Here is a 19,568-nt window from a genome sequence, read left to right as displayed (position 1 = left end):
AGGGGTTATGAGGGGGCACTTCCGGCGCCTGGTCGCCACGGGCTTGGAGCGCGCGGGCATCCGCACGGGCCTCAGATGGAAGCTGAGCGCGGCCATCGCGCTGGTCGGGGCGCTGGTGGCGGTCGCGCTGAGCCTGGTCGTGCACAACGCCGCCCGGGTGTCGATGCTGGACAACGCGCGTGACCTCGCCGACGAGCGCATCCTGATCGCCCAGCGCAACTTCGAGCTGTCCGGGCGGATGAACTTCCCCAACGCCAAGATCGACGACCCGGACCTGCCGTCGGCGCTGCGGGACCGTGTGGAGGCGGGCCAGCGGGCGACGTACGTGGCGGACCGGCCCGGTGGCGCGCCGGACATATGGGCCGCCGTGCCGCTGAAGAACGGGCAGGTGATGTCCCTGCACTCGGGCTTCACCGACCGCAGCTCGGACATCCTCCAGGACCTCGACCAGGCCCTGATCATCGGCTCCATCGCGGTCGTCCTCGGCGGCAGCGCGCTCGGTGTGCTCATCGGCGGGCATCTCTCGCGGCGGCTGCGCAAGGCGGCCGTCGCGGCCAGCCAGCTGGCGGGCGGCGAGACGGACGTGCGCGTACGGGACGCCATGGGCGGGGTCGTCCGGGACGAGACCGACGACCTGGCGAGCGCGGTGGACGCCATGGCGGACACGCTGCGGCAGCGGATCGAGGCCGAGCGGCGGGTCACCGCCGACATCGCGCACGAGCTGCGCACGCCGGTGACCGGGCTGCTGACCGCCGCCGAACTGCTGCCGCCGGGCCGCCCGACCGAACTGGTGCTGGACCGGGCGAAGGCGATGCGCACGCTCGTGGAGGACGTGCTGGAGGTGGCCCGGCTGGACGGTGCCTCGGAGCGGGCGGAACTCCAGGACCTCATGCTGGGCGAGTTCGTCGCCCGGCGGGTGGCGGCCAAGGACCCGGACGTCGAGGTGCGGATCGTGCACGAGTCGGAGGTCACCACCGACCCGCGGCGCCTGGAGCGGGTGCTGTTCAACCTGCTCGCCAACGCGGCCCGGCACGGCAAGCCGCCCATCGAGGTCACCGTCGAGGGCCGGGTCATCCGGGTCCGCGACCACGGGCCCGGCTTCCCCGAGGACCTGCTCGCCGAGGGGCCGAGCCGCTTCCGCACCGGCAGCAAGGACCGGGCCGGGCACGGCCACGGCCTCGGCCTGACCATCGCGGCCGGTCAGGCCCGGGTGCTGGGCGCCCGGCTGACCTTCCGGAACGTGCGCACGCCCGGGACACCGGAGCAGCTGCCCGCCGAGGGCGCGGTCGCCGTGCTGTGGCTGCCGGAGCACGCGCCGACGAACACGGGCAGTTATCCGATGCTGCCGGGGTCGGGGACGTAGTCCCTCAGGGTGGTCAGCAGGTCCAGTCCTGGTCCAGGTCGAGTCCGCCTTCCCGGGGCTGGGTGAACGAGAACCAGTTGCCGGAGTCGTCACGGAACAGCGCCTCCGTGCCGTACGGGCGCTCCTGCGGCTCCTGGAGGAACTCCACGCCCCGGTCCTTGAGCTTCTCGTAGTCGCCGTGGATGTCGTCGGTGGTCAGCACGCCGGCGCCGAGCGCGCCCTTCGTCACCAGCTTCCGGAGCATCTCGGCGGACTCGGGGTCCATCGCGGGACCGCCGGGCACCATCAGCGTGAGCTCGACGTCGGGCTGGTTCGGCGAGCCGACGGTGAGCCAGCGCATGCCACCCTCGCCCATGGGCATGTCCCTACGGACCTCCAGGCCCAGTTTCTCGGTGTAGAACTCCTTGGCCCGGTCCTGGTCGAGGACCCAGACGGTCGAGATGGCGAGACCCTTGATCATGGCGTGCTCCTGCTGCTCGGCGGCCGGTTGATGCTTGCCCTGCCACCGTAGGCAGCGGGGGTGTCAGCCCGCTTCTCCGGAATTGCGCTGCTTGCCGGAGCCGGGGCCCGTGCCGGAGCCGGAGCCAGGTGGCGGTCGGAAGCCGCCGGCCCACAGCATGGCGTAGCAGCCCGGTATGAGGGCCGCTCCGCGCCCCACGTGCTTCGTCCGGTACTGGCTGGGCGTCAGGCCGGTCCACGCCTTGAAGCGGGCCGAGAACGTGCCGACGCTGCTGAAGCCGACCAGGTGGCAGATCTCCGTCACCGACAGGTTCGCGGTGCGCAGCAGGTCCTCGGCGCGTTCTATGCGGCGGTGCGTGAGGTACTGCCCGGGGGTCTCGCCGTACGCCTCCTTGAAGGCGCGGATGAAGTGATACCGCGAGTACCCGGCGTGCGCGGCGACGGCGCCCAGGTCGAGCTCCGGATCGTCCCAGTCCCGGTCCATGGCGTCCTTGGCGAGGCGCACCTGGCGCATCTTGTCCATGCGATCGATGGTGGCACGGGGGTCTGACAATGGGACGTGTGCGGCCGGGCATGACAAAGCCCCCGGGGCGACACACCCCGGGGGGCCTCGTACGGTCCGGTCAGACGGCCTCCACCACGGGCGGCTGCGCCGCCGGGGTGTCCGGCTCGTCCTTCGCCTTCGGCCCCGCCCCCTTGAGCGGGACCTCCTTGACGAACACGGCCGCTGCCAGGGCGACCACCGCCACCACGGCTCCCAGCAGGAACGCCGAGTGCGTGCCGGCGGAGACCGCGTGCTGGTAGGCCTCGCGGGCCGCCTCCGGCAACTTGGCCAGGCCCGCCTGGTCGAGCTGGGCGGACTGCTCGGTCACCTTGGAGCCCAGCGCCCCGGCCCGCTCGGCCATGACGTCCTGGACGCGGTTGTTGAACAGCGCGCCCATGATCGCGACGCCGAAGGAGGAGCCGAGGGTGCGGAAGAGGGTGGTGGACGAGGACGCGACACCCATGTCCTTCATCTCCACGCTGTTCTGCGCGACCAGCATGGTGATCTGCATCAGGCAGCCCATGCCGAGGCCGACCACGGCCATGGAGACGCCGGACGTGAACCGCGAGGTCCCCGTGTCCATCGTGGACAGCAGGTACAGGCCGACGATCATCAGCACGCTGCCGAGCACCGGGAAGACCTTGTACTTGCCGGTGTTCGTGGTCACCCGCCCGGCGACCATCGACGTGACGAGCATCGCGCCGAGCATCGGCAGGAGCAGCAGCCCGGAGTTGGTCGCGGAGGCGCCCTGTACGGCCTGCTGGTAGAAGGGCAGGAACAGCGTGGCGCCGAACATCACGAAGCCCGTGATGAAGCCGATGACCGACATCAGCGTGAAGTTCCGGCTGCGGAAGATGTGCAGCGGCAGGACCGGCTCCGCGGCCCGCGTCTGCCAGAACACGAACCCGACGAGTGCGGCGACCCCGATGCCGATCAGCTCCATGATCCGTGCGGAGCTCCAGGCGTACTCCGTGCCGCCCCAGGTGGTGACGAGCACGATCGCGGTGATGCCGACGGTCAGCAGGGCGGCGCCCAGGTAGTCGATCCGTGCCTCGGACCGCTTCTTGGGCAGGTGCAGCACCGCACTGACGGCGACCAGCGCGACCACGCCGAGCGGCAGGTTGATGTAGAACGCCCAGCGCCAGCCCCAGTTGTCGGTGATCGTGCCGCCGACCAGCGGGCCGCCGATCATCGCCAGCGCCATGACGCCGGCCATCATGCCCTGGTACTTGCCGCGCTCCCGGGGCGGGATCAGGTCACCGATGATCGCCATGACGCCGACCATCAGACCGCCGGCACCGAGCCCCTGGACGGCCCGGAAGCCGATCAGCTCGCCCATGTTCTGGGCCATGCCGCTGAGCGCCGAGCCGATCAGGAAGAGGACGATGGACGACATGAACATGCCCTTGCGGCCGTACATGTCGCCGAGCTTGCCCCACAGCGGGGTGGAGGCCGCGGTCGCGAGCGTGTAGGCGGTGACCACCCACGAGAGGTGTTCGAGGCCGCCCAGGTCACCGACGATCGTCGGCATCGCCGTACCGATGATCATGTTGTCGAGCATCGCGAGCATCATCGCGATCATCAGCGCGAGCAGCACGACCCGCACGCTCTTCGGCTGTTTCCCGCCGGTGTCGGTGTCGGCGCCGACCGCCGGTGTCTCCGTCGTGTCCGCCATCGCTTTCCCACTCCCCAGCTACCGCTACTTACTTGCCGACCGGCTAGTGACTACACTCGGAAGCTAGCCGCGGAACTAGCCGGGCGTCAAGTAAGTTTTATGGAAAGGGAGCGGCGTAGGAGGATGGGCGGCACCATGGACGGCACCAGGCAGCGACGCCGCGGGGACACCCGCCGGCGCATCCAGGACGTGGCCCTCGAACTCTTCGCGGAGCAGGGCTACGAGAAGACCTCCCTGCGCGAGATCGCCGAGCACCTGGACGTCACCAAGGCGGCGCTCTACTACCACTTCAAGACGAAGGAAGAGATCCTCGTCAGCATCTTCGAGGACCTCACGCAGCCGATCGAGGACCTGATCGACTGGGGCCGGCAGCAGCCGCCCACCCTCGCCACCAAGCAGGAGATCGTCCGCCGGTACGCCGACACGCTCACCCAGGCGGCACCGCTGTTCCGCTTCATGCACGAGAACCAGGCGACGGTGCGGGACCTGCGGATCGGCGATTCCTTCAAGGCGCGCATCCACAATCTGCGCGACATCATCGTCGACCCGGAAGCGGACCTGGTCGACCAGGTCCGCTGCGCCAGCGCGATCTTCACGCTGCACGCCGGCATGTTCCTGCTCCAGGACATGGGAGACGACCCCGAGGAGAAGAACAAAGCCGTCCTCGAGGTCGCCACGGACCTGGTGGCCCAGGCCCACCGGGGAGCGCAGGGCTCCTAGCGGGCTCGGGGGCCGTCCGGAATCCGTCCGGATCGTCAGACCTTGACGCCCTTGGCGCGCAGGAACTTCACCGGGTCGACCGCCGAGCCGTAGTTCGGGGTCGTACGGATCTCGAAGTGCAGGTGCGGACCGCTCGAGTTGCCGGTGTTGCCGGACCGGGCGATCTCCTGGCCGGTCTTGACGACCTGGCCGATCCTCACCTTGACCGTCGACAGGTGGGCGTACTGCGAGTACGTGCCGTTGCCGTGCTTGATCACGACGGCGTTGCCGTACGCGGGGCCGTCACCGGCGCCGTTGCCGCCCGCCTTGACGACGGTGCCGCCGTGGGCGGCGACGACCTGGGTGCCGCTCGGCACGGCGAAGTCCTGCCCGCTGTGGGTGGACTGCCACATGCCGCCGTTCTGGGCGAAGCTCGCGGAGAGCCTGTACTTCTTCACCGGGTCGACCCAGGACGGCTTGGCCTTCTTGGCGGCCTTCTGCACGGCGGCCTTCTTGGCGGCAGCCGCCTTCTTCGCGGCGGCGGCCTTGGCGGCCTTCTCAACCTTCGCGGCCTCGGCCTGGGCGGCGTTGGCCTGGGCGGCGGCCTGCGCCTGGACGGCACTGGCGGCACCGGACGCGGCCGTGGTGTCGGCGGCGGACGCGACCCCGGCTCCCAGTGCGACCGAGACACCTATGCCGGCGGCCAGCACGGTCGCACGGGTGCGGAGCTGGGACGTACGGGAAGAACGGGACGTGACGCGCTGGGACATCGAAACCTCATGGGGAAGGGGACGGAGAAAACCACCCGGCGCACAGTCGCTCGCCGAATGGCCATCCCTTGGTAACCCGAAGTCCGACAAACTCCCAAAATGGTGATCTACGACAGAAGTTAGTAATTTCGTTCAGTGTTCTACGTCTCTTGACATGGCGCCCATTAGGGACGAAACAGCGCATTACACCGCACTTCGGCCTGCTCCACGGGGCAAGAATCCCTTTCCCCCCGACCCGTTCAGCACTATTCCGCCTAGTAACGGACATATCGCCTGTGCGGCATGTCACCGGAGGCCCTCTTCGGCCATTCCGGAAATGTGGCGCACGCCTCTATGCGCCTACTGTTCGGTAACCCTACGGTTCCCCTCGCGCCACCCTCGCCCACGAACATGCACACGACATGTTGGAAGCGTCACGGACGTGAGAGGAACCCCCACGACATGCAGACCCGACGCCCCTGGTTGCGCCGCGCATCAGTGACCGCCGTCTCGGCGGCCGCCCTCGTGGCGATGGCCGCACCGGCCGACGCCGCGGCCCCCGCAGGTGCCGCCACCGCGGTCACCACGGCCGCCGCCGCAGACGTCGACTACGCGACCTGGCAGAAGGACTGCCAGGCGGTGATGGACCAGGCGCTGCCCTATCTGAAGCAGCGGATCGCGGCCGCCAAGCCGGGCGAGAAGCAGGCGATCGTCTTCGACATCGACAACACCACGCTGGAGACCGACTTCGGCTTCAGCTACCCGCAACCGGCCAACAAGCCGGTCCTGGAGGCCGCCAGATACGCCCAGGAGCGCGGCGTCGCCCTGTTCTTCGTGACCGCCCGCCCGGACATCATCTACTCGTTCACCGAGTACAACCTCAAGCAGGCCGGCTACCAGGTCTCCGGCCTCTACGTCCGGAACTTCATCGACCTCTTCAAGAACGTCGCCGAGTACAAGACGGCCCAGCGCGTCGACGTCGAGAAGAAGGGCTACACGATCATCGCGAACATCGGCAACAGCGCCACCGACCTCTCCGGCGGCCATGCCGAGAAGACGTACAAGCTGCCGGACTACGACGGGCAGCTGTCTTGACGTGCTCCCTGGCCTGAAGGCCAGGGCCTTCACCACGCTGTGCGGGCACGTGTGCCCGTCTTACCGGCGCTCCACTACCGGGACCAGACCTGAGAGGACGGGAGAGCGCGGTCCACCTTGGCGAAGGTGCGGGCGTGCTTGACCGCCTCTGGCCTTGATCTTCCGGCCGTCGGACAGAACGGCAGGTAACGCGGGAGCGCACACCGCCCCGGGGCATGGATGAGGGGCCGGTGCTTTTCAGCACCGGCCCCTCTCACTCGGTCGTGACGCTTACACGTCCTTGCTCAGGTTCGGTCCCGTGCCACCGGCCGCCTGCTCGATCGGCGGGACGTCCGGCAGGGCCGACTTCTCCTCACCCCGGAAGGTGAAGGTCTTCGTCTCGCCCTCGTCCTCGGTGTCCACGACCACGATGTGACCGGGGCGCAGCTCGCCGAAGAGGATCTTCTCCGACAGGCTGTCCTCGATCTCGCGCTGGATCGTCCGGCGCAGCGGCCGGGCGCCCATGACGGGGTCGTAGCCCTTCTTGGCGAGCAGCTCCTTGGCGGACTGGGCGAGCTCGATGCCCATGTCCCGGTCCTTCAGGCGCTCGTCCACCTTGCTGATCATCAGGTCGACGATCCGCAGGATGTCGTCCTGGGTCAGCTGCGGGAAGACGACCACGTCGTCGACGCGGTTGAGGAACTCGGGCCGGAAGTGCTGCTTGAGCTCGTCCGAGACCTTGTTCTTCATGCGCTCGTAGTTGGTCTTCGTGTCACCCGAGGCCGCGAAGCCCAGGTTGAAGCCCTTGGAGATGTCCCGGGTGCCGAGGTTGGTCGTCATGATGATGACCGTGTTCTTGAAGTCCACGACCCGGCCCTGGGAGTCGGTCAGGCGACCGTCCTCCAGGATCTGCAGCAGCGAGTTGAAGATGTCCGGGTGGGCCTTCTCGACCTCGTCGAAGAGGACGACCGAGAACGGCTTGCGGCGGACCTTCTCCGTCAGCTGGCCGCCCTCCTCGTAGCCCACGTAACCGGGGGGCGAACCGAAGAGACGCGACACCGTGTGCTTCTCGCTGAACTCCGACATGTCGAGGGAGATCAGCGCGTCCTCGTCACCGAAGAGGAACTCGGCGAGCGCCTTGGACAGCTCGGTCTTACCGACACCGGACGGGCCGGCGAAGATGAACGAGCCACCGGGACGCTTCGGGTCCTTCAGACCGGCACGCGTACGGCGGATCGCCTTCGACAGCGCCTTGACGGCGTCGTTCTGGCCGATGACCCGCTTGTGGAGCTCGTCCTCCATGCGGAGCAGGCGGCTGGACTCCTCCTCGGTCAGCTTGAAGACCGGGATGCCCGTGGCCGTGGCGAGGACCTCGGCGATCAGCTCGCCGTCGACCTCGGCGACGACGTCCATGTCGCCGGCCTTCCACTCCTTCTCCCGCTTGGCCTTGGCAGCGAGGAGCTGCTTCTCCTTGTCGCGCAGGGAGGCGGCCTTCTCGAAGTCCTGCGAGTCGATCGCGGACTCCTTGTCGCGGCGGACACCGGCGATCTTCTCGTCGAACTCGCGCAGGTCCGGCGGCGCGGTCATCCGGCGGATGCGCATCCGGGAACCGGCCTCGTCGATCAGGTCGATCGCCTTGTCCGGCAGGAAGCGGTCCGAGATGTACCGGTCGGCCAGGGTGGCGGCCTGGACCAGCGCCTCGTCGGTGATGGAGACGCGGTGGTGCGCCTCGTACCGGTCGCGCAGACCCTTGAGGATCTCGATGGTGTGCGGCAGGGACGGCTCCGCGACCTGGATGGGCTGGAAGCGGCGCTCCAGGGCCGCGTCCTTCTCCAGGTGCTTGCGGTACTCGTCCAGCGTCGTCGCACCGATGGTCTGCAGCTCACCGCGGGCCAGCATCGGCTTCAGGATGGAAGCCGCGTCGATGGCGCCCTCGGCGGCACCCGCACCGACCAGCGTGTGCAGCTCGTCGATGAACAGGATGATGTCGCCGCGGGTGCGGATCTCCTTGAGCACCTTCTTCAGGCGCTCCTCGAAGTCACCGCGGTAGCGGGAGCCGGCGACCAGCGCGCCGAGGTCCAGGGTGTAGAGGTGCTTGTCCTTGAGGGTCTCGGGCACCTCGCCCTTGACGATGGCCTGGGCGAGGCCCTCCACGACGGCGGTCTTGCCGACGCCGGGCTCACCGATCAGGACCGGGTTGTTCTTCGTACGGCGGGACAGCACCTGCATGACCCGCTCGATCTCCTTCTCGCGCCCGATGACCGGGTCGAGCTTGGACTCACGAGCGGCCTGGGTGAGGTTCCGGCCGAACTGGTCGAGGACCAGGGACGTGGAGGGCGTGCCCTCGGCAGGACCGCCGGCGGTGGCGGTCTCCTTGCCCTGGTAACCGGAGAGCAGCTGGATCACCTGCTGCCGCACGCGGTTCAGATCTGCGCCCAGCTTGACCAGGACCTGGGCGGCGACGCCCTCGCCCTCGCGGATCAGGCCGAGCAGGATGTGCTCCGTGCCGATGTAGTTGTGGCCCAGCTGAAGGGCCTCGCGGAGCGACAGCTCCAGGACCTTCTTGGCACGGGGGGTGAAGGGGATGTGACCCGACGGGGCCTGCTGGCCCTGGCCGATGATCTCCTCCACCTGCTGGCGGACCGCCTCGAGCGAAATCCCGAGGCTCTCAAGGGCCTTGGCGGCGACACCTTCACCCTCGTGGATCAGGCCCAGGAGGATGTGCTCAGTGCCGATGTAGTTGTGGTTGAGCATCCGGGCTTCTTCCTGAGCCAGGACGACAACCCGCCGCGCGCGGTCGGTGAACCTCTCGAACATCGTTAATCGCTCCTCAGAGCGGTCAGGCAGTGGGGGGAACTTCCCCTCCCTGTCCTTCCGCAGCTTAGTCCCGCGAGCGGGGACCGCTCATTCCAACTGCCGACACCGTCCTTGGCCTCCTGACCCCGAACGCCGACATCTGCTCCAACCCGATGGTGCGAGACGATGTTCCCGCAGGCCAGGCAGTTACCCCCTTCGCCAGTACGCCCATGGCGAACGTGAGACTGCCGTTTCTGCGTGTCGCCCCCTCCCACTAGGGATGTCTTACCCGTACGGACCGGAAGTCCATGCCGAGCACCCCCCTTCCCTCCGCTACGGGCGAACAACCTTGCGCCTCCCCGCACCCCTCACACGCCCCCGTTTCGACACTCTGTGCGCTCGCCGCGCCACCCAGCGTAACCCGCACGCCCTTCCGGCTGTTGCACTTGGCATGTTCGGCGCCCCTCGACCCGTCCCGCTGCCCCGCCGGCCGCTCGACGCGAGCTGTCCGGTCCGGCGGTGGTACGAGAACGAACTGGGCTGGCCGACGGTGCCCGGCGATCCTCTGCGGCTGGTGGTAGGGGTGCGCTACGACGTCCTGGACGTGCCTGCCGAGGCGGGACACGCGGCCCTGCGGCGCCTGGCACCGGGTTCTCCGGTCGCCGTACTCGGCGACCGGATGCGGCTCCTGGTGGCCCCGGGCACCGCGGAGGAACTGCCCGGCCTGCTGGAGTGGCTGGAGTGGGGGACGCTGCCGCTCGACCTGACGGCGATCGGGGCGGGGGGTGCGATGGAGGCGCCGCGGCCGCCCGGGATGGGTGTGCCGTCGGCACGCGAGAGGGGTGTGCTGCTGGGCTGCGAGGCGGACGGGCTGCTGCCCCGCGACGCGGGCGGCTCGGTGCCGCGCGAGAGGGGTGGGCAGCTGCCCCGCGAGACGAACCCGCCGCTGTTCCGCGAGACGGACGGCTTGATGCCGCACGAGAGAGGTGCGCAGCTGCCCCGCGAGACGAACCCGCCGCTGTTCCGCGAGACGGACGGCTTGATGCCGCGCAGGTGGGGTGGGCTGCTGGGCTGCGAGGCGGACGGGCTGTTGCCCCGCGAGGTAGAGGGCTCGGTGTCGCGCGAGAGGGAAGTGCTGCTGATCTGCGGGACGGGCGGCTTGATGCCGCGGGAGACAGACCGGCTGCTGTCTGGCGAGACGGGCAGGTCGCTGCCCTGCGAGGCCGGCGCGTCGTTCTTGCGCGAGGCGGAGGGCTCGGTATCGGGTGAGAGCGGCGGGCCGCTGCCCTGCGTGGGCTTCGCGGCGTCGGCCGTCGAGTGGGGCGGGCTGCTGCCTCGCCAGGCGGTCGCGCAGTCGGTCCGCGAGACGCACGGTGAATCGGCCCCCGCGCCCGGCTCATCCCGTGGCCGGCCGCTTCCCCTGGTCCGGTTCGGTTCCCAGGGGGCCGCTGTGTGGTTGCGGCCCCCCGAGCCGGGATGCGAGGTCGAGGCCTCGCTGCCGACGTTGTCGGCCTTGGGGGGCGTTGGGGACGCCCCCGATCTCGTGCGGCTGGTGAACACGGTGGCCACGCAGTGCCACCGGCTCCGGCTGCGGCGCGCGAGCGCACAGCCGCCGGCCTTGCGTGCGCAGGGTCGGTAGTGCCGCTGTTCAGCCGTTGGCCTTCTCGTAGGCCTCGCGGATGGTCGCGGGAACACGGCCGCGGTCGTTGACCTCGTAGCCGTTCTCCTTCGCCCAGGCGCGGATGGCCGCGGTGTCCTGGCTGCCGCTCGAAGCCGCGCGCGCCTTTCCGCGCCCGCCCGAAGCACGGCCTCCGGTACGACGACCGCCCTTCACGTAAGGCTCGAGAAGGCCGCGGAGCTTGTCCGCATTGGCGGTGGTGAGATCGATCTCGTACGTCTTGCCGTCCAGCGCGAACGTCACGGTCTCGTCCGCCTCGCCGCCGTCGAGGTCGTCGACAAGAAGGACCTGAACCTTCTGTGCCACCGGATTTCCTTTCATCGATATCTTCAGGGCCGGGGTCTGCCGGCGTCCGCCGTATCGCCGTCCCCTGTTATATGCAGTACTGCAGTACCTCGGAAAGCAAACCGCTTTTGCCGGAAAAACACAAACCCTCGGCAGAGACCGACAGCCCCGCCTCCGTCCGGAAACATGCGCGTTTCGGACATAGGGCACCTGGGCAGGGCGGCGGAGCGGAATATGTCTTGACGAACCGGCCGGGCGGTCTTGCGACCGGCTTGCAACTGGCTTGTGTGCCCGCCCGGCGATCACAGATGCAGAAGCATCCGACTGTTGCCCAAGGTGTTCGGTTTCACTCGTTCGAGACCGAGGAACTCCGCGACACCCTCGTCATAGGAACGCAGCAGCTCCGCGTAGACATCCGTGTCGACAGGCGTCTCGCCGATCTCCACGAAGCCGTGCTTGCTGAAGAAGTCCACTTCGAAGGTCAGGCAGAAAACGCGGCGAACGCCGAGCCAGCGGGCGGTGTGCAGCAACTTCTCCAGCAACTGGTGTCCGACGCCCGCGCCCTTCAGGCCGGGCTTCACGGCGAGAGTGCGCACTTCCGCGAGGTCTTCCCACATCACGTGCAGGGCACCGCAGCCGACGACCTCGGCGTTGTCGTCCCGTTCCGCGACCCAGAACTCCTGGATGTCCTCGTAAAGCGTCACCGTTGCTTTGTCGAGCAGGATGCCGCTGCGGACGTAGGCGTCAAGGAGGCGGCGCACGGCCGGGACATCGCTGGTGCGGGCCCGTCGGACGGTGATGGCTTTTGCGGGGGCTTCAGGGCTCTTCGCGGACATGCCGGGACGCTATCGTCCGCCGGGGTCCTGAGCAGAGGCGGGGTTCTCCGGTGGTTCAGCCGGTTCGGTTCGTTCCGCAGGTTCGGTTCGTTCCGGCGGTTCCGTTCGTTCCGGCGGACGGGCCAGTTCCGACGGTTCGGTCGGTTTCTGGGTTTCCGGGACCTGGACGATGCGTACGGCATCGCGGAGAGCCTCTCGCTGTTCCTCGCTCATCATGCCGAAGAAGGCGACGAGAGCCGCGGCGGGGTTGTCGCTCTGCGACCAGGCCTCGTTCATCAGGGCGGCGGCGTAGGCGGCGCGTGTGGAGACCGCCTCATATCGATAGGCGCGGCCTTCCGCCTCACGGCGCACCCAGCCCTTCTGATGGAGATTGTCCAAAACGGTCATCACGGTGGTGTAGGCGATGGACCGCTCCTTCTGAAGATCTTCCAGGACTTCTCGAACGGTCACCGGGCGGTTCCACTTCCACACCCGCGACATGACCGCGTCTTCGAGTTCTCCCAATGGGCGAGGCACAGCTCAGAACAATAGTGGGAGATCTCGGTAATCGCGTGCCGGACGTGCGCTTCACCGGCGAACGGGAGCAAAAAGGGCGTACGACTCCAAAGTGCGAGCCTCGCCGGAGGCGGGCCGCACGGAGTCGTACGCCGTCGGAGCGCTGTGCCGGGAGGGCGACAGCGGTCGGGTCAGGCTTCGGCCTTCGGGGGCGTCACGGAGGACTGGCGGGCACCCTCCGCGCGCGCGAGGGCGGCGTCGACCGCCGCGTCCTCCTTGGCCTTGTTGGCGCCGCCCTGTGTCTTCACGATCACCCGGATCACGCCGATGAAGAAGATGGCCATGACGACCGGGGGCAGGAGCGCGGAGACGTAGTCCATGGATCCAGAGTAGCCACGTCAGCCCGCGGCGAGCTGCTGGGGGTTGGCCGGGGGTGGCGGGGTGGGTTTGCGGCGCGGGAAGACCTCGCCCGGGGTGGGGATCGGGCGAGTGGGTTTCGGGGTGCCCGGGGCGGGGGCCGGCGTGGGCTTGGGGGCGGGCTTCGGGGCCGCCGGCTTTCGTGCGGGCTTCTTCTCGGGCTGTTTCTCCGGGGTGTTCTCGGCGGTGCCGGAGAGGCCTCCGGGGAGGGGCAGGAGACGGAGGCGGGTGCGGATGCGGGAGGCGGGGACGGTGGGGGTGCCGACTGCGGCCGCGTGAGCGGCCGGAGTGAGCAGGTCGCAGCGGTCCAGGAGGGCGGCGGCGGCGGGGTTGCCGCGCAGGGCACGGAGGGCGGAGAGGTCGTCGGGGTGGGGGCGGTACCCGGCGCCCAGTGCCTCGTCCAGGAGCGTGAGGTAACCGGCGGCGGTGCCGGGGAGGGCGGCGCGGTACCGGCCGAGGTCGGCCACGAGGAAGGCACGCAGCCTGGCTCCCTCCCGCATCGCCTCGTCGAGCGACTCTGCGAGGCGGAGACAGTCCTGGACGTCGTCGGCCGAGGCGGAGGTGGGGTGGAGGGCGAGGGCGAGAGCGCGGCGGAGCACACGCAGCTCCTCCACGCCGAACGCCATGCCGCCGCGGGATCCGTATGGCGTGGGCATGTGGCGACGATACGCGCTAATCAGACAAATTACGCATAGCTGATGGGTGTGGCGCGGGGAACCACCCAGGTGGGCGGGGGTGCGAAACGCCTGCGCCTGCGCGGTGGTGGTGGGCCGGGGCCGCGTCGGGGTATTCGGGCGTGCTGAGCTGCGGGCAGTCGTGCCGCTGGGGCGATGGAGGTCCCCCTGCTCATGGGGGTCCCCCCTGTTCGAGCGAAGCCGAGAACTTGGGGGAGAAGCCGAGAGCTTGGGGGAGGGTGGCGCAGCGGCACCCCGCTACGCCGGGCTGCGCACCCACCCCCCAGCGACAACGCCGAGCAGCGGCTCACATACGTGACACGTTCCGCTCGTAAACCAGTCGCAACCCGATCAGCGTCAGCCACGGCTCATGTTCGTCGATGACCGACGACTCGCCCAGGACCATCGGTGCGAGACCCCCCGTCGCGATGACCGTGACATCGTCCGGATCGTCGGACAGCTCGCGGGCCACGCGGTTGACGACCCCGTCGACCTGGCCGGCGAAGCCGTAGATGATGCCCGACTGCATCGCCTCGACCGTGTTCTTGCCGATGACGCTGCGGGGCCGGGCCACCTCGATCTTGCGGAGCTGGGCGCCGCGGACGCCTAGGGCCTCGACGGAGATCTCGATGCCGGGGGCGATGACGCCACCGACGTACTCGCCACGCGCGCTGACCGCGTCGAACGTCGTCGCCGTGCCGAAGTCGACGACGATCGCGGGGCCGCCGTAGAGCTCGACCGCCGCGACCGCGTTGATGATGCGGTCCGCGCCGACCTCCTTGGGGTTGTCCATGAGGATCGGGACGCCCGTCTTGACGCCCGGTTCGACCAGGACCGCCGGGACGTCGCCGTAGTAGCGGCGCGTCACCTCGCGGAGTTCGTGCAGGACCGAGGGGACGGTGGCGCAGATGGCGATGCCGTCGATGCCGTCGCCCAGTTCGTCGCCGAGGAGCGGGTGCATGCCCATCAGGCCCTGGAGGAGGACCGCCAGCTCGTCGGCGGTGCGGCGCGCGTCCGTGGAGATGCGCCAGTGTTCGACGATGTCCTCGCCGTCGAACAGGCCGAGGACGGTGTGGGTGTTGCCTACGTCGATCGTCAGCAGCATGGCCCGTACCCGCTCCCTACTCCGCCGGCCGCAGGTCCAGGCCGATGTCCAGGATCGGCGAGGAGTGGGTGAGGGCTCCGACGGCCAGGTAGTCGACGCCGGTGTCGGCGTACGCCTTGGCGTTGTCGAGGGTCAGGCGGCCCGAGGCCTCCAGGGCGGCGCGGCCCTGGACGACGGCCACCGCCTCCGCGCACTCGGCCGGCGTGAAGTTGTCCAGGAGGATCAGATCGGCGCCGGCGTCCAGAACCTCGCGGAGCTGGTGCAGGGTGTCGACCTCGACCTCGACCGGGACGTCGGGGAAGCGTTCGCGTACGGCCGTGAAGGCCTGGGCGACGCCGCCCGCGGCGACCACGTGGTTGTCCTTGACCAGGGCCGCGTCCGAGAGGGACATGCGGTGGTTGACGCCGCCGCCGCAGCGGACCGCGTACTTCTCGAGGGAACGCAGGCCGGGTGTCGTCTTGCGGGTGTCGCGGACCTTGGCCTTCGTACCGTCCAGGACGTCCGCCCACGCGCGCGTGGCCGTCGCGATGCCCGACAGGCGGCACAGGATGTTCAGCGCGCTGCGCTCGGCCGTGAGGAGGTCGCGGGTGCGGGTGGTGACCGAGAGGAGCTTCTGGCCCGCCTCGACGCGGTCGCCGTCCTCCGCGTGGCGTTCGATCGCGAGTTCCTCCTCGCAGACGACGGAGATCACCGCTTCGGCGACCCGCAGGCCCGCCACCACGCCCGCCTCGCGGGCCGTGAAGTCGGCGGTGGACACCGCGTCCTCGGGGATCGTCGCCACGGTCGTCACGTCCACGCCGTGGGCCAGGTCCTCCTGGAGGGCCACGTTGGCGATGTCCTCGACCTCGACGGGGTCGAGGCCGGCGTCGGCCAGGAGCTGGGCGAGTGCGGGGTCCAGACCGCACTCCAGGTACGCCTCGCCGTCCGCGCCGCAGGCGCAGCCGTCGCCGCAGCCTCCGGACGAGGCGAGGGGAAGGTCGGGGGTGCTCACGTCGGTCACAGCTCCTGGGGGGCCTGGGGAGGAAGAGTCGAAGGGAAGTGAGTGGTGTCGGTGGTGTGCACGGCCAGCGTGCGGTCGGGGTTCAGGCGTACGACGATGTGGCGGCGCCAGGTGGTGTCGTCGCGCTCGGGGCGGTCCTCGCGCCAGTGGCAGCCCCGGGTCTCCTCGCGCAGCCGGGCCGCGGTGACCAGGACGCGGGCCACGCACAGCAGGTTGGTGGCCTCCCAGGTGTCGACGCCGGCCTCGGCGGTCTTGCCGTTCTCGGCGAGGGCGTCGCGGGCGTCGGTGTGCAGCTGCTGGAGCTGGTCGGCGGCCTTGGTGAGGGACTCCGCCGAGCGCAGGACGCCGGCCCCGTTGGTCATGATCCGCTGGATCGTGAAGCGGGCCTCTGGGGTGAGCAGGGGGTGCTCGGGGGTCTCCGGGTGCGCAAGTGGCTGCGGCACGCGCGCGTCGAGGCCGTTCGCCGCGATGTCGGCCGCGATGCGCTCGGCGTAGACGAGGCCTTCGAGGAGGGAGTTGGAGGCCAGGCGGTTGGCGCCGTGCACGCCGGTGCAGGCGACCTCGCCGCACGCGTACAGGCCGGGGACGGTCGTACGGCCGTGGGAGTCGGTGCGGACGCCGCCGGAGGCGTAGTGGGCGGCCGGGGCGACCGGGATGGGCTCGGTGACCGGGTCGATGCCGTGGGCGCGGCAGGCGGCGAGGATCGTCGGGAAGCGGTGTTCCCACATGTCGGCGCCGAAGTGCCGGGCGTCGAGGAACATGTGCTCGGCGTCCTGCTCCTGCATGCGGCGCGTGATGCCCTTGGCGACGATGTCCCGCGGGGCGAGTTCGGCCAGTTCGTGCTGCCCCTGCATGAAGCGCACGCCGTCGGCGTCGACCAGGTGGGCGCCCTCGCCGCGTACCGCCTCGGAGACCAGGGGCTGCTGGCCCTCCGCGTCGGCGCCCAGGAAGAGGACCGTCGGGTGGAACTGGACGAACTCCAGGTCGCTCACCTCGGCGCCCGCGCGCAGCGCCAGGGCCACGCCGTCGCCCGTGGAGACGGAGGGGTTGGTCGTCGCCGAGAAGACCTGGCCCATGCCGCCGGTGGCCAGGACCACCGCGGGGGCGTGGACCGCGCCCACGCCGTCGTGCTGGCCCTCGCCCATGACGTGCAGGGTGACGCCCGCCGTGCGGCCCTCGGCGTCCGTGAGGAGGTCCAGGACGAGCGCGTTCTCGACCGTGCGCAGACCACGCGCGCGTACCGCCTCGACCAGGGCCCTGGAGATCTCGGCCCCGGTGGCGTCGCCGCCGGCGTGGGCGATGCGGCGGCGGTGGTGGCCGCCCTCGCGGGTGAGTTCCAGGCTGCCTTCGGAGGACTCGTCGAACTGGGCGCCGGTCTCGATGAGGCGGCGTACGGCGTCGGGGCCCTCGGTGACGAGGATGCGGACCGCTTCCTCGTCGCACAGGCCCGCGCCCGCGACCAGGGTGTCGTCCAGGTGCTGTTCGGGGGTGTCGCCCTCGCCGAGGGCCGCGGCGATGCCGCCCTGGGCCCAGCGGGTGGAGCCGTCGTCCAGGCGGGCCTTGGTGACGACGACGGTGGTGAGGCCGGCCGCCTCGCAGCGCAGGGCGGCGGTGAGGCCGGCGACGCCGGAGCCGACGACGACCACGTCCGCGGAGATGGACCACCCGGGCGCGGGCGCGTGCAGTCGTATGCCTGTGGTGGTCACGAGGCGGCTCCGAGGATTCCGAAGGTGAGCGGGACGTTGTCGATCAGCCGGGTCGTCCCGACCCGGGCGGCGACGGCGAGGACCGCCTCGCCGGTGAAGTCGTCCCCGATCTCGGTGAAGTCGGACGGGTCGACCAGGGCGAGGTAGTCCAGCACGAGCGGCGGATCGAGGCGGGCGGCCTCGTCGAGGACCTGGCGGGCGGCCGCGCGGACGGCGGCCGGGCCGCCCGGAACGGCCGTCGCGACGGCGTGCGCGTCCGCCGCCGCGCGGGACTCCCCTATGGCGCTGAGGGCCTCGGCACGCGCGCGTGTGGCGGGCACTTCCCGGGCCCGGGCGCGCAGCGCCTCCTGCGCGGCGTGCCGGTCCTGGCCAGCGAACAGGGCACCGGACAGCGCGAGGGCGGTGCGCCGCTCGGCGGGCGAGAGGTAGCGGTTGCGGCTGGACAGGGCCAGGCCGTCCTCCTCGCGGACGGTGGGGACGCCGACGATCTCCACGCCGAAGTTCAGGTCCCGCACCATGCGGCGGATCAGCGCGAGTTGCTGGGCGTCCTTCTGGCCGTACAGGGCGACGTCGGGGCGGGTGAGGTGCAGCAGCTTGGCGACGACCGTGAGCATGCCGTCGAAGTGGCCCGGGCGGGAGGCGCCCTCCAGCCGCTCGCCCATGGGGCCCGCGGTGATACGGACCTGGGGCTCGCCGCCGGGGTAGACCTCGTCGACGGCCGGGGCGAACACGACGTCCGCGCCCGACTCCCCGGCCAGCTTCACGTCGGCGTCCAGGGTGCGCGGGTAGCGGTCGAGGTCCTCGCCCTCGCCGAACTGGAGGGGGTTGACGAAGACGGTGACGACGACCTCGCCGTCGGGCCCGGCGATGGCGCGTGCGGTGCGGATCAGCGTGGCGTGGCCCTCGTGCAGCGCGCCCATGGTCATCACCACGGCGCGACGGCCCCCACGCGCGCGTGCGTGCAGCTCACCGGCGGTGCTCAGCAGCGTGATGGTCATCGGGCGTCCCCTTCGGTGCCGTCGGTCCCGTCGGCGAGTACCCCAAGGAGGTCCTCGGCGAGCTCCGGCTTCAGCAGTCCGTGGGCCAGGGCCCGGTCGGCGGTCGCGCGGGCCATCGCCAGGTAGCCGGCGACGGTCTGCGGGGCGTGCCGTCGCAGCTCGGCGACGTGCGCGGCGACCGTGCCCGCGTCCCCGCGCGCGACCGGGCCGGTGAGGGCCGCGTCGCCGGAGCGCAGGGCGTTGTCCAGGGCCGCGCCGAGCAGCGGGCCGAGCATCCGGTCGGGGGCCGCGACACCGGCCGTGCGCAGCAGCTCCAGGGACTGGGCGACGAGGGTGACCAGGTGGTTGGCGCCGAGCGCGAGGGCCGCGTGGTAGAGCGGCCGGTTCTCCTCGGCGATCCACTCCGGCTCGCCGCCCATCTCGATGACCAGGGCCTCGGCGGCCAGCCGCAGTTCCTCGGGCGCGGTGACGCCGAAGGAGCAGCCGGCCAGTCGCTGGACGTCCACGGGCGTGCCGGTGAAGGTCATCGCGGGGTGCAGGGCGAGCGGCAGGGCGCCCGCGCGCAGGGCCGGGTCGAGCACCCGCGCGCCGTACCGCCCGGAGGTGTGCACGAGCAGCTGTCCCGGTCGTACGGACCCGGTGTCGGCGAGGCCCGTGACCAGCTCGGGCAGGGCGTCGTCCGGAACCGTCAGCAGGACCAGCTCGGCCCGCTGGAGCACCTCGGCGGGCGGCATCACCGGCACGTCGGGCAGCAGTTGCGCGGCGCGGCGCCGGGAGACGTCGGAGACCGCGGAGACGGCGACCGGGCGGTGCCCGGCGAGCTCGAGGGCCGCGGCCAGTGCGGGTCCCACGCGACCGGCGCCGACGACGCCGACGGTGAGCCGCGCGGGGCGGTCCTTGGGGTCTGGCTGTGGGGTTGTGTTCACTCGACGGCGGCCTTCCCGTTCCAGTCCGCTCCGGGTACCGGACGATTTCTCGTCATGTTAACGCGATCGGTTCGAGGGGCGTTCGGTTG

Annotated in this window: 18 protein-coding genes and 1 pseudogene; 4 read left to right on the top strand and 15 right to left on the bottom strand. The window is 70.4% G+C overall.

What is annotated here, in order from left to right:
• The first annotated feature begins 7 nt into the window (after nt 1-7).
• Complete coding sequence (gene cseC, locus PV963_RS26045; protein ID WP_274818146.1) at nt 8-1,363, top strand: two-component system sensor histidine kinase CseC; 1,356 nt, start codon at nt 8-10, stop codon at nt 1,361-1,363.
• A 13-nt stretch (nt 1,364-1,376) separates the two neighbouring features.
• Here the strand turns inward: cseC and PV963_RS26040 are convergent, their stop codons facing one another.
• The 3 genes from PV963_RS26040 to PV963_RS26030 form a co-directional block, all read right to left on the bottom strand.
• Nucleotides 1,377-1,823 carry a VOC family protein gene (locus PV963_RS26040; protein WP_274818145.1) on the bottom strand — a complete coding sequence of 149 codons (447 nt, stop codon included), beginning with the start codon at nt 1,821-1,823 and terminating at the stop codon, nt 1,377-1,379.
• Nucleotides 1,824-1,886: 63 nt separating this feature from the next.
• Nucleotides 1,887-2,336 (bottom strand): helix-turn-helix transcriptional regulator, encoded by a 450-nt coding sequence (locus tag PV963_RS26035; RefSeq protein ID WP_274822124.1) that lies wholly within the window; start codon nt 2,334-2,336, stop codon nt 1,887-1,889.
• A 109-nt stretch (nt 2,337-2,445) separates the two neighbouring features.
• Nucleotides 2,446-4,041, bottom strand: a complete 1,596-nt coding sequence (locus tag PV963_RS26030; protein WP_274818144.1) for an MDR family MFS transporter — start codon at nt 4,039-4,041, stop codon at nt 2,446-2,448.
• Nucleotides 4,042-4,164: 123 nt separating this feature from the next.
• On the opposite strand from PV963_RS26030, the gene PV963_RS26025 reads away from it, so the two are divergent.
• Nucleotides 4,165-4,761, top strand: coding sequence for a TetR/AcrR family transcriptional regulator (locus tag PV963_RS26025; RefSeq protein WP_274818143.1), 597 nt, complete (start codon nt 4,165-4,167; stop codon nt 4,759-4,761).
• Between the two features lie 35 nt (nt 4,762-4,796).
• Here the strand turns inward: PV963_RS26025 and PV963_RS26020 are convergent, their stop codons facing one another.
• Nucleotides 4,797-5,510, bottom strand: a complete 714-nt coding sequence (locus PV963_RS26020; protein ID WP_274818142.1) for a M23 family metallopeptidase — start codon at nt 5,508-5,510, stop codon at nt 4,797-4,799.
• Nucleotides 5,511-5,951: 441 nt separating this feature from the next.
• On the opposite strand from PV963_RS26020, the gene PV963_RS26015 reads away from it, so the two are divergent.
• Nucleotides 5,952-6,584, top strand: coding sequence for an HAD family acid phosphatase (locus tag PV963_RS26015; RefSeq protein ID WP_274818141.1), 633 nt, complete (start codon nt 5,952-5,954; stop codon nt 6,582-6,584).
• Nucleotides 6,585-6,854: 270 nt separating this feature from the next.
• Here PV963_RS26015 and PV963_RS26010 read toward each other — a convergent pair whose 3' ends face one another.
• The gene (locus tag PV963_RS26010) at nt 6,855-9,380 is read right to left on the bottom strand and encodes an ATP-dependent Clp protease ATP-binding subunit (RefSeq protein WP_274818140.1); all 2,526 of its coding nucleotides are present in this window, start codon (nt 9,378-9,380) and stop codon (nt 6,855-6,857) included.
• Between the two features lie 430 nt (nt 9,381-9,810).
• On the opposite strand from PV963_RS26010, the pseudogene PV963_RS26005 reads away from it, so the two are divergent.
• Nucleotides 9,811-10,188 (top strand): annotated as a pseudogene (locus PV963_RS26005) (SCO3374 family protein); the annotation flags it as partial.
• Between the two features lie 819 nt (nt 10,189-11,007).
• Here the strand turns inward: PV963_RS26005 and PV963_RS25995 are convergent.
• The 10 genes from PV963_RS25995 to PV963_RS25950 all read right to left on the bottom strand — a co-directional run bounded on the left by PV963_RS25995 (nt 11,008) and on the right by PV963_RS25950 (nt 19,479).
• Nucleotides 11,008-11,343, bottom strand: a complete 336-nt coding sequence (locus PV963_RS25995; RefSeq protein WP_010048839.1) for a histone-like nucleoid-structuring protein Lsr2 — start codon at nt 11,341-11,343, stop codon at nt 11,008-11,010.
• Between the two features lie 281 nt (nt 11,344-11,624).
• A complete protein-coding gene (locus PV963_RS25990; protein WP_274818139.1) occupies nt 11,625-12,158 on the bottom strand; it encodes an amino-acid N-acetyltransferase in 534 nt (177 codons plus the stop codon).
• A 9-nt stretch (nt 12,159-12,167) separates the two neighbouring features.
• Nucleotides 12,168-12,638 carry a BlaI/MecI/CopY family transcriptional regulator gene (locus tag PV963_RS25985; protein ID WP_425540942.1) on the bottom strand — a complete coding sequence of 157 codons (471 nt, stop codon included), beginning with the start codon at nt 12,636-12,638 and terminating at the stop codon, nt 12,168-12,170.
• 206 nt (nt 12,639-12,844) lie between these two features.
• The gene (locus PV963_RS25980; protein ID WP_274818137.1) at nt 12,845-13,033 is read right to left on the bottom strand and encodes a hypothetical protein; all 189 of its coding nucleotides are present in this window, start codon (nt 13,031-13,033) and stop codon (nt 12,845-12,847) included.
• A gap of 18 nt (nt 13,034-13,051) precedes the next feature.
• Nucleotides 13,052-13,696 carry a hypothetical protein gene (locus PV963_RS25975; RefSeq protein ID WP_274822123.1) on the bottom strand — a complete coding sequence of 215 codons (645 nt, stop codon included), beginning with the start codon at nt 13,694-13,696 and terminating at the stop codon, nt 13,052-13,054.
• A 355-nt stretch (nt 13,697-14,051) separates the two neighbouring features.
• Nucleotides 14,052-14,849 carry a type III pantothenate kinase gene (locus tag PV963_RS25970; RefSeq protein ID WP_059414627.1) on the bottom strand — a complete coding sequence of 266 codons (798 nt, stop codon included), beginning with the start codon at nt 14,847-14,849 and terminating at the stop codon, nt 14,052-14,054.
• Nucleotides 14,850-14,865: 16 nt separating this feature from the next.
• Complete coding sequence (gene nadC, locus PV963_RS25965) at nt 14,866-15,840, bottom strand: carboxylating nicotinate-nucleotide diphosphorylase (RefSeq protein WP_274818136.1); 975 nt, start codon at nt 15,838-15,840, stop codon at nt 14,866-14,868.
• A gap of 5 nt (nt 15,841-15,845) precedes the next feature.
• The gene (locus tag PV963_RS25960; protein WP_274818135.1) at nt 15,846-17,555 is read right to left on the bottom strand and encodes an L-aspartate oxidase; all 1,710 of its coding nucleotides are present in this window, start codon (nt 17,553-17,555) and stop codon (nt 15,846-15,848) included.
• A complete protein-coding gene (gene panC / locus PV963_RS25955; RefSeq protein WP_274818134.1) occupies nt 17,552-18,553 on the bottom strand; it encodes a pantoate--beta-alanine ligase in 1,002 nt (333 codons plus the stop codon). Before panC ends, PV963_RS25960 begins: the two co-directional genes overlap by 4 nt.
• A complete protein-coding gene (locus tag PV963_RS25950; RefSeq protein WP_274818133.1) occupies nt 18,550-19,479 on the bottom strand; it encodes a Rossmann-like and DUF2520 domain-containing protein in 930 nt (309 codons plus the stop codon). Before PV963_RS25950 ends, panC begins: the two co-directional genes overlap by 4 nt.
• Nucleotides 19,480-19,568: the final 89 nt, after the last annotated feature.

This window comes from Streptomyces coeruleorubidus (assembly GCF_028885415.1).
GTDB lineage: Bacteria > Actinomycetota > Actinomycetes > Streptomycetales > Streptomycetaceae > Streptomyces > Streptomyces coeruleorubidus_A.
The sequence above is the reverse complement of the archived record's forward strand: the minus strand, read 5'-3'. Positions and strand labels throughout refer to the sequence as shown.